Consider the following 15,220-nt stretch of genomic DNA (forward strand, 5'->3'; position numbering starts at 1 on the left):
GCCGGCTCCTGCGCCCAGGTGGCTGGGCAGCGCCTGTCGTTCCGGCCCCCGCGCCCACGCTGCTGGGCTCTCCTGTCGTTCCCGCTCCAGCGCCCGGGTGGCGGGCATCCTCTGCCGTTCGCGCCCCTGCCTCCACGCCGCTGGGCTCCCCTGTCGTTCCGGCTCCTGCGCCCAGGTGGCTGGGCAGCGCCTGTCGTTCCGGCCCCCGCGCCCACGCTGCTGGGCTCTCCTGTCGTTCCCGCTCCAGCGCCCGCGCCGCTGGGCACCCCCTGCCGTTCCCGCCCCTGCCTCCGCGCCGCTGAGAGCCGGGCCGCGTTTCCGGGGCCGGGGCCGGTGCCCGCTGGGGCGGCCAGGGCAGGCCCGAGAGGCCGGGTGCCGGGCGCAGCCCGTGTACGGCCGACGCCCTCTTGATCACCCCAGTAGGGTCGTGGCGTGAGTAACGAAGACATCACGCTGACCGCGGGCGACGCGGAGGTGACTGTGCGGCCGGGCAACGGCGGCCGTATCGGAGGGCTGCGGATCGGCGGCGTGGAACTGCTGCGCCAGGGCGAGCGCTTCGGCTGCTTCCCGATGGTTCCCTGGTGCGGCCGGATCCGGGAGGGCCGCTTCCTGGACGGCGCCACCGTCCGGCAACTGCCGCTCAACTCCCCGCCGCACGCCATCCACGGCACCGCACGCGACGGCGCCTGGCGCACCGCACGCGTCGCGGAGAACGAGGCGGTGATCACCCACGAGCTCGCCGAACCCTGGCCACACCACGGCCGCGTCACCCAGATCGCCGCGCTCGCCGAGGACAGCCTGACGCTGACGATGTCCGTCGAGGCGTACGACGACTCCTTCCCGGCGCAGATCGGCTGGCACCCGTGGTTCCGCCGCAACCTCGGCGGCGAGGACGTCCGGCTGGACTTCGAGCCCGCCTGGCAGGAGGAGCGCGGCGAGGACCACCTGCCCACCGGGCACCGGATCGACCCGAAGCCCGGGCCCTGGGACGACTGCTTCGGCATGCCGGGCGGCGTCGACGTCACCCTCACCTGGCCCGGGCAGCTGGAGCTGAAGGTGACCAGCCGCCAGGAGTGGGTGGTCGTCTACGACGAGCAGACGGAGGCCGTGTGCGTGGAGCCGCAGACGGGTCCGCCCAACGGGCTGAACACCCTTCCGCGCCTGGTCACCCCGCTGGAACCGCTGGAGGCCTCGACCACCTGGAGCTGGCGGCGCCTCTAAGCTGGTCGGCATGACGGACGTACGCGCTGACCTCCTGCAGCAGATCAAGGCCAAGGCCGTGGTGCACGGCAAGGTGACCCTCTCCTCCGGTCTGGAGGCCGACTACTACGTCGACCTGCGCCGCATCACCCTCGACGGCGAGGCCGCCCCGCTGGTCGGGCAGGTGCTCCTGGACCTGACCGCGGACCTGGAGTTCGACGCCGTGGGCGGCCTGACCATGGGCGCGGACCCGGTCGCGGCGGCCATGCTGCACGCGGCGGCCGCGCGCGGGAAGCGGCTGGACGCGTTCGTCGTCCGCAAGGCGGCGAAGGCGCACGGGCTGCAGCGCAGGGTGGAGGGGCCGGAGATCGCGGGCCGGCGGGTGCTCGTGGTCGAGGACACCTCCACCACCGGCGGTTCCCCGCTGACGGCGGTGGAGGCCGTGCGCGAGGCCGGCGCCGAGGTCGTCGCCGTCGCGACCATCGTGGACCGGGCGACCGGGGCCGCGGAGAAGATCGAGGCCGGCGCGGGTGTCCCCTACCGTTTCGCCTTCTCGAAGGATGAACTGGGTCTGGACTGACACGCCCCTTTGACCTGGACTTGGTGGGGGCGTGGACCAGCGCCCCATGTCTGGAAAGATGGGGGCGACGATGACGTCACCCCCAAGGTCTAGGTCAGGGCCGTAACGCAGGAACGCCCACCCGCAACTCAAGGAGCGGACAGATGCCCATCGCAACCCCCGAGGTCTACAACGAGATGCTCGACCGGGCGAAGGCAGGCAAGTTCGCCTACCCGGCCATCAACGTCACCTCGAGCCAGACCCTGAACGCGGCGCTGCGCGGCTTTGCGGAGGCGGAGAGCGACGGCATCGTCCAGATCTCGACCGGTGGTGCCGAGTTCCTCGGCGGCCAGTACAACAAGGACATGGTGACCGGCGCGGTCGCCCTGGCCGAGTTCGCGCACATCGTCGCCGAGAAGTACCCGGTCAACATCGCGCTGCACACCGACCACTGCCCGAAGGACAAGCTCGACGGGTACGTGCGTCCGCTGATCGCGCTCTCCAGGAAGCGCGTCGAGGCCGGCCTGCCCCCGCTGTTCCAGTCGCACATGTGGGACGGCTCGGCCGAGACGCTCGCCGACAACCTGGAGATCGCGAAGGAACTGCTGGAGCAGGCCCGCGCCGCGAAGATCATCCTCGAGGTCGAGATCACCCCGACCGGTGGCGAGGAGGACGGCGTCTCGCACGAGATCAACGACTCCCTCTACACCACGGTCGACGACGCGATCCGCACCGCCGAGGCCCTCGGCCTGGGCGAGAAGGGCCGCTACCTGCTGGCCGCCTCCTTCGGCAACGTGCACGGCGTGTACAAGCCGGGCAACGTCGTGCTCCGCCCCGAGCTGCTCAAGGAGCTGAACGAGGGCGTCGCCGCCAGGTTCGGCAAGGAGTCCCCGTTCGACTTCGTCTTCCACGGCGGTTCCGGCTCCACCGAGCAGGAGATCCAGACCGCGCTGGAGAACGGCGTCGTGAAGATGAACCTCGACACGGACACCCAGTACGCCTTCACGCGTCCGATCGCGGACCACATGTTCAAGAACTACGACGGCGTCCTGAAGGTGGACGGCGAGGTCGGCAACAAGAAGGCCTACGACCCGCGCACCTGGGGCAAGCTGGCCGAGGCGTCCATGGCCGCGCGCGTCATCGAGGCCACGCAGCACCTGCGCTCGGCGGGCAACAAGATCAAGTAAGCGGTGCTTTCGGCGGGCCCGGCGACTGTCTGCGTCGCCGGGCCCGCTGTATACCTGAAGACGTGCCCGATGTCCGGCTGGCGTCACCCCGCGGCAAGTGGATCCTGCTGACCACGGTCCTCGGCTCCAGCATGGCCCTGCTGGACTCCACCGTCGTCAACGTGGCGCTCCCGACCATCGGCCGGGACCTGGGCGCGAGCCTCGCCGCACTGCAGTGGACGGTCAACGCGTACATGGTGACGCTGGCCGGTCTGATCCTGCTGGGCGGTTCGCTCGGGGACCGCTACGGCCGCCGGAGGATCTTCGTGCTGGGGGTGGTGTGGTTCGCCGCCGCCTCGCTGCTGTGCGGGCTGGCGCCCAACTCCGGGGTGCTCATCGCCGCCCGCGCCCTCCAGGGGATCGGCGGGGCGCTCCTGACCCCCGGCTCCCTCGCGCTCATCCAGGCCTCCTTCCACCCCGACGACCGCAGCCGCGCCGTCGGCCTGTGGTCCGGCTTCGGCGGGATCGGCGCCGCGGTCGGCCCGTTCCTGGGCGGCTGGCTGGTCACCGGCCCCGGCTGGCGCTGGGTGTTCCTGCTGAACATCCCGGTGGCCCTGCTGTGCGTCCCCGTGGCGCTCCGGCACGTGCCGGAATCGGCCGGCGAGAAGTCCCACGGCCGCTTCGACGTGCTCGGCTCGGCCCTGGGCGCGCTGGCCCTCGCCCTGCTGACGTACGCGCTCATCGAGGCCAGGGCCGGTTCCCTGACGGTGGCCGTGAGCGCCACGGCGGGCCTGCTGGCCGCCCTGGCCTTCGTGTACGTCGAGCGGCACCGGCCCGACCCGATGCTTCCGCCGGGCATCTTCGCCTCACGCCAGTTCACGGCCGTCAACCTGGTCACGCTGTGCGTGTACGCGGCCTTCGGCGGCTTCTTCTTCCTCACCGCGCTCCAGCTCCAGGTGGTGGCCGGCTACTCGCCCCTGGCCGCCGGTACGGCCCTGCTCCCCACCACCGCCCTGATGCTGCTGTTCTCGTCCCGCTCGGGCGCGCTGGCCGACCGTACCGGCCCGCGGCTGCCGCTCACCGTGGGCCCGCTGATCTGCGCGGCGGCGATGCTGCTGATGCTCCGGGTCGGCCCGCACGCCGACTACCTGAGGGACGTCCTGCCCGCGCTGCTGGTGATGGGCGCCGGCATGGTCACCCTGGTCGCCCCGCTGACGGCCACGGTCCTCGCCTCCGTCGACACCTCCCGGGCAGGTCTGGCCAGCGGCATCAACAACGCGGCGGCGCGGGCGGCGGGCCTGGTGGCGGTGGCCGCGCTGCCGCTGCTGGCCGGGATGGGCCCGGACGCGTACCGGTCGCCCACCGCGTTCAACGCGGCCTTCCGGCGGGCGATGCCGATCTGCGCGGCGACGCTGCTGCTGGGCTCGGTGCTCGCGGTCACGCTGATCCGCCGCCCGCCGCGGGGCTGCCGCCGCCCGGAGTGCAGGACCCACGGCAACGTGACGACTCCGCCACTGGAGGCGGGACGGGGGACCGGCCCGGAGGCGGGGCGGGAGGCGGGATCGGAGGCGGGGCGGGAGGCGGGACCGGAGGCGCCGCGGGAGGCGGGTCCGGGGGCGAGGCGCGATCAGGGGCCGGCGTGAGGTCTGCGGCGGGGGCCCGGGGCCGGTGGCGGGACGAGCCGGCGCCCGTGTCCCCCACCCGTCTCCCCGGGTGCCCGTGTCCCCCGGGCACCTGTGTTCCCCGGCACCCGTGGCCCCGAGCACCCGGCGCCCGTGTTCCCGAGCACCCGGCACCCGTGTCCCCCGGGCACCCGGCGTCCGTGTCCCCCGGGCACCCGGCACCCGTGGCTCCCGGGCAGCCGGCACCCGTGTCCCCCGGGCACCCGGCACCCGTGTCCCCCGGCGCTCCGGCCGCTATCGCCTGGGCACCCGCGCCCCGCGGCCCGAGGTGCGCCAGACTGGGCCCATGACGATTCACGAGAACCTCCTCGGCGGCCCGCCCCCGACCCACCTCCCCGACGACCCGGGCCCCCGCGAGCTGCTGGCGAACGGCACAGCCTCCGCGGACGTCGCCGCCAAGTACCCCACCTCCTCCCTCGCCTGGGCCCAGCTGGCCGACGAGGCGTTCGAGCGCGGCGCGGTCGTGGAGTCGTACGCCTATGCCCGTACCGGCTACCACCGCGGCCTGGACGCCCTGCGCCGCAACGGCTGGAAGGGCCACGGCCCGGTCCCGTGGGAGCACGAGCCGAACCGCGGCTTCCTGCGCGCCCTGCACGGCCTCGCCCGCGCCGCCGGGGCCATCGGCGAGCAGGAGGAGTACGAGCGCTGCACCCAGTTCCTGAAGGACTCCTCCCCGGCGGCGGCCCAGACGCTGGGCTAGCGGACCCCGGGCCGGCGGACCCCGGGCCGGACGGCCCGGGGCCGATCCGGGCCGAAGAGGCCGGTGTGGCCCGTCTGGCAGCAGACGGGCCTTGCCGTATCCGGGAGGATTACGGAGGATTCCGTCTGGGGACCGGGGCCCCCGTGCCGGCATCGGCAGGGGCGGACCGCTACCCGGAGCAACATCAGGAGACAGCGATGTCCCACCAGGCTCACCCCCCTTCCGAGGCCACTGAGCCCGAGACCCCGCATCTCGACTTCGCGGGTACGACGCCGTACGAGGACTACGTCAAGGCGGACGTGCTCACCCACCTCCAGCACACCCTCTCCGACGATCCCGGAGAGATGGTCTTCCTGGTCACCACCCAGGTCATGGAGCTGTGGTTCACGGTCATCGTCCACGAGTGGGAGACGGCCGCGCACGCCCTGCGCTCGGACGACGTCCCGACGGCGATCGCCGCGCTGAAGCGGTCGGTACGGGAGCTGGAGGCGCTGAACGCCTCCTGGAGGCCGCTCGGACAGCTGACCCCCGCGCAGTTCAACTCCTACCGGAGCGCGCTGGGCGAGGGCTCCGGCTTCCAGTCGGCGATGTACCGGCGCCTGGAGTTCCTGCTCGGCGAGAAGTCCGCGTCCATGCTCGTACCGCACCGCGGCGCCCCGCGCGCCCACGCGGAACTGGAGAAGGCGCTGCACGAGCCGAGCCTGTACGACGAGGTGCTGCGGCTGCTGGCCCGTCGCGGGCACCCGATCCCCGAGTCCGTCCTGCACCGTGACGTGTCCCGGCGCCACGAGCACGCGGAAGCCGTCGAAAAGGTCTGGGCCGACCTCTACGCCGGCGACCAGAACGCCGAACTCGTCCGTCTCGGCGAGGCGTTGAGCGACGTGGCGGAACTGGTGTGGCGCTGGCGCAACGACCACCTGGTCGCCACCCGCCGCGCGATGGGTGCCAAGACCGGCACGGGCGGCTCCGCCGGTGTGGCCTGGCTGGAGAAGCGCGCCCGCAACAACGTGTTCCCGGAGCTGTGGACGGCGAGGTCCCATGTCTGAGCGGACGCTGCCACCGGAGAAGTCCGAAGAGGCGCCGGCACCGGAGAGGTCCGCGGGGGCGCTGGCACCGGAGAAGCCCGAAGGGGCGCCGGCACCGGAGAGGCCCGCGGGGGCGCTGGCACCGGAGAAGCCCGAAGGGGCGCTGGCACCGGAGAGGTCCGCGGGGGCGCCGGCACCGGAGAGGTCCGAACGGGCGCTGTCCGCCCGTGGGTCGGAACTGGTGGCGCTGGCCGGCAAGGCGGACGCGGCGGACGAACTGGCGGCGGTCCGCGCCCGCTTCGTCCTCGACGCCGTGCCCGAACGCGCGACCGACGCCGCGGGCGTCTACCTGGACGGGAACTCGCTCGGCGCCCTGCCGGCCGGCGTTCCCGACCGGGTGGCGGACGTGGTCCGGCGCCAGTGGGGCGAACTGCGCATCCGCTCCTGGGAGGAGAGCGGCTGGTGGACCGCGCCCGAGCGGATCGGCGACCGGATCGCCCCGCTGGTCGGCGCGGCACCGGGCCAGATCGTGGTGGGCGACTCCACGAGTGTCAACGTCTTCAAGGCACTCGTGGCGGCGATCCGCATGGCCGGTGACGGGCGGGACGAACTCCTCGTCGACGCCAGCACGTTCCCCACGGACGGCTACATCGCCGAGTCGGCCGCCCGTCTGACGGGCCGCACCCTGCGCGCGGTGACCCCGGCGGAGGTGCCGGCCGCCCTGACCGGCCGTACGGCGGCGGTCCTGCTCAACCACGTCGACTACCGCACCGGCCGCCTGCACGACCTGCCGGCGCTGACCGCCGCGATCCACGCCGCCGGCGCCCTCGCGGTCTGGGACCTGTGCCACAGCGCGGGCGCGCTGCCGGTCGGGCTCGACGAACACGGGGTCGACCTGGCCGTCGGGTGCACCTACAAGTACCTGAACGGCGGCCCGGGTTCCCCGGCGTACCTGTACGTCCGCCGGGATCTGCAGCCCCGCTTCGACTCGCCCCTGCCCGGCTGGAACTCCCACGCCGAGCCCTTCGGGATGAGCCCGTCCTACACGCCGGCACCGGGCGCGCTGCGCGGTCGCGTCGGCACGCCGGACATCCTCTCCATGCTGGCCCTGGAGGCGGCGCTGGAGGTGTGGGACGGCGTCTCGATCGCCGCGGTCCGCGCCAAGTCCCTGGCGCTGACCGACTTCTTCCTGGAGTGCGTCGCGGCCTACACCGAGCCGGGCCGGGTCGAACCGGTCACTCCGGCACGGCACGAGGAACGCGGCAGCCAGATCGCCCTGCGCTGCCCCGACGCGGGCGAGGTCATGAGACGCCTGATCGACCGGGGCGTGGTGGGCGACTTCCGCCACCCCGACATCCTCCGCTTCGGCTTCACCCCGCTGTACGTGAGCTTCACCGACGTGGAGCGCGCGGCCCGGGTGCTGGGGGAGGTGCTCGGCTAGGAGACGCCGTCGGTCGCGCGGGCCGTCTCGCGCGGGTGCGGGCCGTTCGCCGGAGCGCGGGCCGCCGGGCGGGGGCGTGCTCGCGGCTGCTTCCAGGTGCGGGCAAGCGGTCCCACCCCGTCCGGCCGCGGCACGGGCGGGTGTGGGCAAGCGGTCGCACCCCGTTCGGCCGGGGCACGGGCGGGGCGTCGGCGAGCGGTCGCACCCCGTCCGGCCGGTGCACGGGCGGGGCGTGGACAAGCGGTCGCACCCCGTTCGGCCGGTGCACGGGCGGGGCGTCGGCGAGTGGTCCCACCCCGTCCGGCCGCGGCACGGGCGGGGCGTCGGCAAGCGGTCCCACCCCGTCCGGCCGCGGCATGGACGCCCGTTGTCCGCCGGCCCGCGCAACCGCAGGCCCGCGCGGCCGAGGGCTCGCACAACCGAGGGCCCGCGCAACCGCAGGCCCGCGCAACCGTCGGCCCGCGGCACGGGCGCCAGTGTCCGCCGGCCCGCGCAACCGAGGGCTCGCACAACCGAGGGCCTGCACAACCGCAGGCCCGCACAACCGTCGGCCCGCGGCACGGGCGCCAGTGTCCGCCGGCCCGCGCAACCGCAGGCCCGCACAACCGTCGGCCCCCGGCCCGTCGCTCCCGAGCCGCGGCCGGGGCGCGCGTGGACCGTCAATCCCTCACCCTCCGTCACCTCCCCGTATCCCCGCACGTCACCGGCCTGATACCGTCCCCGCCGACGGCCGACGACCCCATCCCGCCCGGTCCGCCACAGCATCTCCCCACACCCGTTCCATCGCTGAGAGGTTGGAGCATGCCGGACGACGCCGCAGCGGCCCGCGCCGCCGCCGAAGAGGAGTCGGCCTTCTCGCACCCCCCGGTCGCTCCCGACGCCACCGCCGCCTACGGCGACCACCCCGACCAGGTCATCGACTTCTACGCCCCGCGCACCGACGCCCCCCTGGTCCCCCTCGTCGTCGTCCTGCACGGCGGAGCCTGGCGCGCCCGCTACGACCGCCGCCACATCAGCCCCTTCGCCGACCATCTGGCCCGCAGGGGCTTCGCCGTGGCCAGCGTCGAGTACAGGCGAGGCGGCGACCACCCGATCCCGGCGCAGCACACCCGCACCGGGTCCGGGCCCGGCACGCTCGCCGGCCCCGCCACCGGACTCGGCGCGGGCACAGGCACCGCGCCCGGTGCGGACGCCGCACCCGGCCACGGGCCTCGTTCCGGAGCGCCGGCCCCCCTGGCCGGTCGCTGGCCCGACACCCTCGACGACGTGGCCGCCGCCCTCGACGCCCTCCCCGCCCTGGTCCGCGAAGTCCTCCCGCAGGCCGACCCCCGCCGCACCGTCCTCACCGGCCACTCCGCGGGCGGCCACCTCGCCCTGTGGGGCGCGGCCCGCCACGTCCTTCCCGCCGGCGCCCCCTGGCGCATCGACCGCCCGGCCCCGTTGCGCGGCGTGGTCGCACTCGCCCCCGTCGCGGACTTCGCGGTGGCCGCGGAGCTGGGCGCCTGCGACGACGCGGCACTTCAGTTCCTGGGCGGAAAGGAGGAGTTCGCCGAGCGCCGGCCGTACGCCGACCCCGTGCTGCTCCTGCCGACGGGCATCGCGACGACGCTGGTCCAGGGCCGAGCCGACCTGGACGTACCGCAGGCGGTGGCCGAGTCCTACGCGGACGCGGCGGCGCGGGCCGGCGAGGTGGTGGGCCTGACGCTGCTGGCGGACGTGGGCCACTTCCCGCTGATCGACCCGGCCGCGGACGCCTGCGCGGTGGTGGCGGAGGAGATCGCCCAGCTCGCGTGGTGAGGCGGCGGCCCCGTAGTACCTGAGAGGGAGACCCGAGGACCGTTCTCCAAGGTGACGACCACGGCCGGCGGTCGGCATACCGTCGTCCCGTGACCCAGACGACGCACACCCAGACGACACCGGCGGGCGGCGCGGAGCGGCCGCGCAGCCCGGAGTTCCGGCTCGCCGCGGACGCTCTGCGGGGCCTGCGGCAGGACCTGTTCCATGACGCGTTCGCCTACCGTCCGCTGCCCCGGACCGAGGCCGGCGGCCGGTTCGCCCGCCGCTCCGGCCGCGTGCGGGAGTACGCGGCCTGGACCCCGTACGCGGTGGTCACCGGCCTCGGCGTGCTGGCGATGCTGGTCGCGCTGGCGAGTGTCGGCGACCCCGGGTTGCCGTCCGCCCTGTGCGGACTGCTGGCGCTGGGGCCGGTGCTGCTGACGCTGGTGCGCCCGGTGGGCGCCTTCTGGTCCTCGCTCGCCGCGACCACGCTCGCCTCCGCCGTCGGCGGGGCGGCCGGCTTCGACTGGCCGTGGGGGCCCGGCAGCTTCGTCTCGCACCTGGCGGTGCTCACGATCGTGGCGATGCGCACCCGCCCGCGCACGGCCGCCTGGATGTGGGTGCTCACCGCGGTCTACGGTTTCCTGGCCGAGACGGGCTTCGGCTGGGGCCACTACGACACCGACGTGGGCCCGATGCTGATCCTCTCCGCGCTGCTCCTGCTGGCCGTCACGGTGCGGCACATCCACCGGGAGGCCCGGCAGGAGGTGACCGCCCAGCAGACGGTGACCGCGGTGGAGCGCTCCCGGCGCACGCTGCTGGAGGAGCGTACGACCATCGCACGCGAGCTGCACGACGTGGTTGCCCACCACATGTCGGTGGTCGCCATCCAGGCGGAGGCCGCGCCCTACCGGGTGGACAACCCGCCGCCGGAGCTGGAGAAGGCCTTCGTCACCATCCGGGAGAACGCGGTGGCGGCCCTGACCGAGCTGCGCCGGGTCCTCGGCGTGGTCCGCGCGGAGGACTACGAGGCCCCGGACGCCCCGCAGCCCACCCTCGCCGACCTGGAGGGACTGCTCGCCAACGTCCGGGAGGCCGGCCTGGAGACGGAGAAGGCGGTGACCGGCGCGGTGCGCGAACTGCCGCAGGGGGTGGAGCTGTCGGCGTACCGGATCGTGCAGGAGGCGCTGAGCAACACCCTGCGGCACGCTCCGGGAGCGAAGGCGAGGGTCGAGATCGGCCACGTGCTCGGCGGACTGGGGTTGCGCGTCGTCAACGGACCGCCGCCGGCCTCCGCGCTGATCAAGCCGTCGCCCGGGGCCGGGCACGGCATCACCGGGATGCGGGAGCGCGTCTCGATGCTGAACGGCGAGATGACGGCCGCCCCGACGGCGGACGGAGGGTACGAGGTGACCGTGTTCCTGCCGGTTCCGGCGGCCGTCGCGACCGGGGACGAGGCATGACGATCCGCGTACTGATCGCGGACGACCAGATGATGGTGCGCGAGGGATTCTCGGTCCTGCTGAACGCGATGCCGGACATCGAGGTCGTCGGCGAGGCCGTCAACGGCCGGCAGGCGGTCGAGCGGGTGCGGGAACTGGCCCCCGACGTCGTGCTGATGGACATCCGCATGCCGGAGCTGAACGGCATCGAGGCGACCCGGGAGATCGTCGCGGCGGACGCGGCCGCGAAGGTGCTGGTGCTGACGACGTTCGACCTGGACGAGTACGTCTACCAGGCGCTGCGCGCGGGAGCCTCCGGCTTCCTGCTCAAGGACGCCTCCGCCCGCCAACTGGCCGACGGCGTGCGGATAGTGGCGGCCGGCGAGGCACTCCTGGCCCCCTCGGTCACCAGGCGGCTGATCACGGAGTTCTCCCGCCTGTCCGAGTCGCCGCGCCTGATGCCGGCGGGAGCGCAGGCGGCGTACGGCGAACTGACGGAACGCGAGACGGAGGTGCTGGTCCTCATCGCCCAGGGCCTGTCCAACGCGGAGATCGCCGAGCGGCTGGTCGTGGCCGAGTCGACGATCAAGACCCATGTGAGCCGCATCCTGGTGAAACTGGGCCTCAGGGACCGCACCCAGGCCGCGGTGTTCGCCTACGAGGCCCGCCTGGTCACACCGGGCTGACGGAGAGCCCGGCCCGCACCGCGACCAACCGTTCCGCACCGGCGAGGACGACTCCCGCGGCACGGGGGACGGGAGGTGACCGGTGCAGTGAACCAGAAGTACGTCGGCTACGCCCCGGTCAACTCCCGCGGCAAGGGGGACGGGAGGTGACCGAGGCAGTGAACCGGAAGTACGTCGGCTACGCCACGGCCGGCGCCGTCGCCGCCCGAACGCCGAGGGCACGCCGAGCCGGGCAACGCCCGATGACCGCACCCCTGGTCAGACTCCGGTCGGGGCGTTAGCGTCCCCGCATGGCAGGACGGAGTGACCTCGTGTTCGACCCCTGGGACCCCGCGTTCGTCGCCGACCCCTACCCGGCCTACGCCGAGCTGCGCGCCCGCGGCCGGGTGATCCGGTACGAGCCGACCGACCAGTGGCTCGTCCCGCACCACGCGGACGTCTCGGCCCTGCTGCGGGAGCGCCGGCTGGGCCGGACCTACCGGCACCGGTTCAGCCACGAGGACTTCGGGCGGACCGCGCCGCCGCCGGAGCACGAGCCGTTCCACACCCTCAACGACCACGGGATGCTCGACCTGGAGCCGCCGGACCACACCCGGATCCGGCGCCTGGTGTCGAAGGCGTTCACCCCGCGCACGGTGGAGCGGCTGAAGCCGTATGTGCACGGCCTGGCGAACGAGCTGGTGGGCAAGCTGGTCGAGGCCGGCGGCGGCGATCTGCTGACCGACGTGGCCGAGCCGCTCCCGGTGGCCGTGATCGCCGAGATGCTGGGCATCCCCGAGGCGGACCGGGGCCCGCTGCGCCCCTGGTCGGCGGCCATCTGCGGGATGTACGAGCTGAACCCGCCCGAGGAGACGGCGGTGCGGGCGGTGCGGGCGTCGAGGGAGTTCTCGGACTATCTGCGGGAGCTGATCGCGGCCCGCCGCAAGGAGCCGGGCGAGGACCTGGTCTCCGGGCTGATCGCGGCGCACGACGAGGGCGACCGGCTGACGGAACAGGAGATGATCTCCACGGCGGTGCTGCTGCTCAACGCCGGTCACGAGGCCACGGTCAACGCCACCGTGAACGGCTGGTGGGCCCTCTTCCGCAACCCGGGCCAGCTGGCGGCCCTGCGCGCCGACCACAGCCTGGTCCCGACCGCGATCGAGGAGCTGATGCGCTACGACACCCCGCTCCAGCTCTTCGAGCGCTGGGTCCTGGACGACATCGAGATCGACGGCACCACGATCCCCCGGGGGTCGGAGATCGCCATGCTGTTCGGCTCCGCCAACCGCGACCCGGAGGTCTTCGCCGACCCCGGCCGCCTGGACCTCGCCCGCGCCGACAACCCGCACATCTCCTTCAGCGCCGGCATCCACTACTGCATCGGTGCCCCGCTGGCCCGCATCGAACTGGCCGCCTCGATGACGGCCCTTCTCCGCCAGGCCCCCACGCTGGGCCTGGCGGCGGAGCCGGAGCGCAAGCCGAACTTCGTGATCCGGGGCCTGAAGGGGCTGAGCGTCGAGCTGACCTGACCGCACGGCATCCCGGCCCCGCCGACCGCGCGGCACCCGCCGACCGCACGGCATCCCGGCCCCGCTGACCTCACGGCACCCGTCGCCCTGCCGCCCGCACGGCACCCTCCGCCCTGCCGCCCGCACGGCACCACCCCCGCCCGGCCACCCCCGCGACGACCGCGCTCACCGCTCCTTCGTCTCCTCCAGGACCGTGCGTCCGAGCAGTGCGTACCGTTCGGGGGAGCGGCGCTTGAGGTACTGGGCGCAGCCGACGCCGGTCGCGGCGATCAGTGCCACGAGCCACGGGGTCGCCTTCAGCACCAGTGAGCCCGACTCGGGCCCGGCCGCCACGCCCATGTTGGACACCAGCAGCACCACCACGGCGAGCATCGCGACACCGCCCACCAGCGGTGCCGTGAAGGTGCGGAACCAGTGCCGGCTCTCCGGGTGGTGGGACCGGAAGTACGCCAGCACCGCGAACGAGCACACGGCCTGCACGACGAGGATCGCCATGGTGCCGAGGATGGCGAGCAGGACGTAGGTGCCGGTGTACGGGTCCTTGCCCGCCGCCCAGAACGCGGCGATCAGCACCCCGCTCACCACCGTCTGCACCAGGCCCGCGATGTGCGGGGAGCCGTGTCGGGCGTGGGTGCGGCCGAGGGTGTTCTTCAGCGGGGGCAGGACGCCCTCGCGTCCCAGGGCGTACAGATAGCGGGCGGCGCAGTTGTGGAAGGCCATGCCGCAGGCCAGCGAACCGGTGATCATCAGCCACTGCATGACGTCGACCGCCCAGTGGCCGACGTAGCGCTCGGTGGGGCCGAAGAACAGCGCGAGCGGGTTGGCGGACGAGGCGGCCCGTACCGCCTCCGCCTCGCCATTGCCGGTGATGGCCATCCAGGAGACGAGGACGTAGAAGACCCCGACACCGAGCACGCTGATCATCGTCGCCTTCGGGATGATCCTCTTCGGGTCGCGGGACTCCTCGCCGTACATGGCCGTCGACTCGAAGCCGACCCAGGACCAGAACGCGAAGAACAGCCCGAGCCCGGCGGACGTGCCCTGGAAGGCGTTGACCGGGTTGACGGGGGCGAAGGTGAACCCGTGCGGTCCGCCGCCGTGGAAGGCCACGGACACCGCCATGGCCGCGAGCACCGTGACCTCCGTGGCCAGCAGGGCCACCAGCAGCTTCTCGGCGACGCTGACTCCGAACCAGGTGCCGGCGGCATTGACCGCGAGCATCAGGACCGCGAAGGCCCACCAGGGCACGTCCAGGCCCGTCTGGTCCCGGAGCGTGGTCGTCGCGAAGGTGGAGAAGATGCCGATCAACGCCGGCTCGAAGACCACGTAGGCGAAGGTGGCGAGCAGTCCAGACGCCAGCCCGACGGTGCGGCCGAGGCCGTACGAGATGAAGCCGTAGAAGGCGCCGGTGGACGTGATGTGCTTCGCCATCGACGTGAAACCGACGGAAAAGATTCCCAGGACGACCATTGCGACGAGGTAGCTGGCCGGTGCCCCGACGCCGTTGCCCGACGACACCATGAAGGGCACGTTGCCGGTCATCGCGGTGATCGGCGCGGCGGTGGCGACCGCCATGAACACCACGCCGAGCAGGCCGACTGCATTGGGTTTCAGCCGGTGCACCGTGTCGTCGCCGGCGGTCCGCGTCTCGGGGGCGACGCCCTCGTCCACTGCCATCGGGTGGCCCCTTCCGTGTCCCGTCGTGGGTCCTGATGGAGCAGGATGGTGGACGACGCACCGGATCGGGAAGGGGTCGGCGCTGTTAAATATTTGTCACGAGACCTTTAGGCCCGCCCAGGGCGGGGTCCTCGCCCGCCCGCCGTGGGGGGCATCGGGCACTGCGGTGGACGACCGGTCGGCCGCCACGCGGGATCACAGGTCATCGGGGGATCACCGGTCATCGGGGGATCACCGGTCATCGCGGGGGCGTCGGCCGTCACGGGGTCGTCGGTCACTCGGGACCGTCGGTCACTGCGAGGTGTCGGCCGTCGCGGGACCGTCGGTCGCCGCACGATCTCGGCCGCCCGGGACG

12 protein-coding genes are annotated in these 15,220 nt (G+C 73.5%); 11 read left to right on the forward strand and 1 reads right to left on the reverse strand.

The genetic code is table 11. The annotated features are described in order from the left end of the window. The first annotated feature begins 432 nt into the window (after nucleotides 1–432). The 11 genes from ABVB68_RS20875 (at nucleotide 433) to ABVB68_RS20925 (ending at nucleotide 13,188) form a co-directional block, all read left to right on the forward strand. The gene (locus ABVB68_RS20875) at nucleotides 433–1,221 is read left to right on the forward strand and encodes an aldose epimerase family protein (protein ID WP_353602601.1); all 789 of its coding nucleotides are present in this window, start codon (nucleotides 433–435) and stop codon (nucleotides 1,219–1,221) included. Between the two features lie 10 nt (nucleotides 1,222–1,231). Then, complete coding sequence (gene pyrE, locus ABVB68_RS20880; protein WP_353602603.1) at nucleotides 1,232–1,780, forward strand: orotate phosphoribosyltransferase; 549 nt, start codon at nucleotides 1,232–1,234, stop codon at nucleotides 1,778–1,780. A 143-nt stretch (nucleotides 1,781–1,923) separates the two neighbouring features. Beyond that, nucleotides 1,924–2,946 (forward strand): class II fructose-bisphosphate aldolase, encoded by a 1,023-nt coding sequence (gene fbaA, locus ABVB68_RS20885; RefSeq protein WP_353602604.1) that lies wholly within the window; start codon nucleotides 1,924–1,926, stop codon nucleotides 2,944–2,946. 29 nt (nucleotides 2,947–2,975) lie between these two features. After that, nucleotides 2,976–4,568, forward strand: coding sequence for an MFS transporter (locus ABVB68_RS20890; RefSeq protein WP_503006209.1), 1,593 nt, complete (start codon nucleotides 2,976–2,978; stop codon nucleotides 4,566–4,568). A 325-nt stretch (nucleotides 4,569–4,893) separates the two neighbouring features. Beyond that, on the forward strand, nucleotides 4,894–5,307 hold the full coding sequence (locus ABVB68_RS20895; RefSeq protein ID WP_353602606.1) for a DUF3151 domain-containing protein: 414 nt from the start codon (nucleotides 4,894–4,896) through the stop codon (nucleotides 5,305–5,307). Nucleotides 5,308–5,504: 197 nt separating this feature from the next. Next, nucleotides 5,505–6,353 (forward strand): tryptophan 2,3-dioxygenase family protein, encoded by an 849-nt coding sequence (locus ABVB68_RS20900; protein ID WP_353602607.1) that lies wholly within the window; start codon nucleotides 5,505–5,507, stop codon nucleotides 6,351–6,353. After that, nucleotides 6,346–7,773: a kynureninase gene (gene kynU, locus ABVB68_RS20905; RefSeq protein ID WP_353602608.1), complete on the forward strand. Its 1,428-nt coding sequence runs from the start codon at nucleotides 6,346–6,348 to the stop codon at nucleotides 7,771–7,773. Before ABVB68_RS20900 ends, kynU begins: the two co-directional genes overlap by 8 nt. Before the next feature lie 801 nt (nucleotides 7,774–8,574). Next, nucleotides 8,575–9,570 (forward strand): alpha/beta hydrolase, encoded by a 996-nt coding sequence (locus ABVB68_RS20910; protein WP_353602609.1) that lies wholly within the window; start codon nucleotides 8,575–8,577, stop codon nucleotides 9,568–9,570. 89 nt (nucleotides 9,571–9,659) lie between these two features. Beyond that, complete coding sequence (locus ABVB68_RS20915) at nucleotides 9,660–11,012, forward strand: sensor histidine kinase (protein WP_353602610.1); 1,353 nt, start codon at nucleotides 9,660–9,662, stop codon at nucleotides 11,010–11,012. After that, nucleotides 11,009–11,677, forward strand: a complete 669-nt coding sequence (locus ABVB68_RS20920; protein WP_353602611.1) for a response regulator — start codon at nucleotides 11,009–11,011, stop codon at nucleotides 11,675–11,677. The genes ABVB68_RS20915 and ABVB68_RS20920 overlap by 4 nt, the downstream gene beginning before the upstream one ends. A gap of 290 nt (nucleotides 11,678–11,967) precedes the next feature. Then, nucleotides 11,968–13,188: a cytochrome P450 gene (locus tag ABVB68_RS20925; protein ID WP_353602612.1), complete on the forward strand. Its 1,221-nt coding sequence runs from the start codon at nucleotides 11,968–11,970 to the stop codon at nucleotides 13,186–13,188. Nucleotides 13,189–13,353: 165 nt separating this feature from the next. On the opposite strand, the gene ABVB68_RS20930 is transcribed toward ABVB68_RS20925, so the two are convergent. Then, nucleotides 13,354–14,865 carry an APC family permease gene (locus ABVB68_RS20930; protein ID WP_353602613.1) on the reverse strand — a complete coding sequence of 504 codons (1,512 nt, stop codon included), beginning with the start codon at nucleotides 14,863–14,865 and terminating at the stop codon, nucleotides 13,354–13,356. Between the last annotated feature and the right edge of the window lie 355 nt (nucleotides 14,866–15,220).

Source organism: Streptomyces sp. NPDC096012 (assembly GCF_040426375.1).
GTDB lineage: Bacteria > Actinomycetota > Actinomycetes > Streptomycetales > Streptomycetaceae > Streptomyces.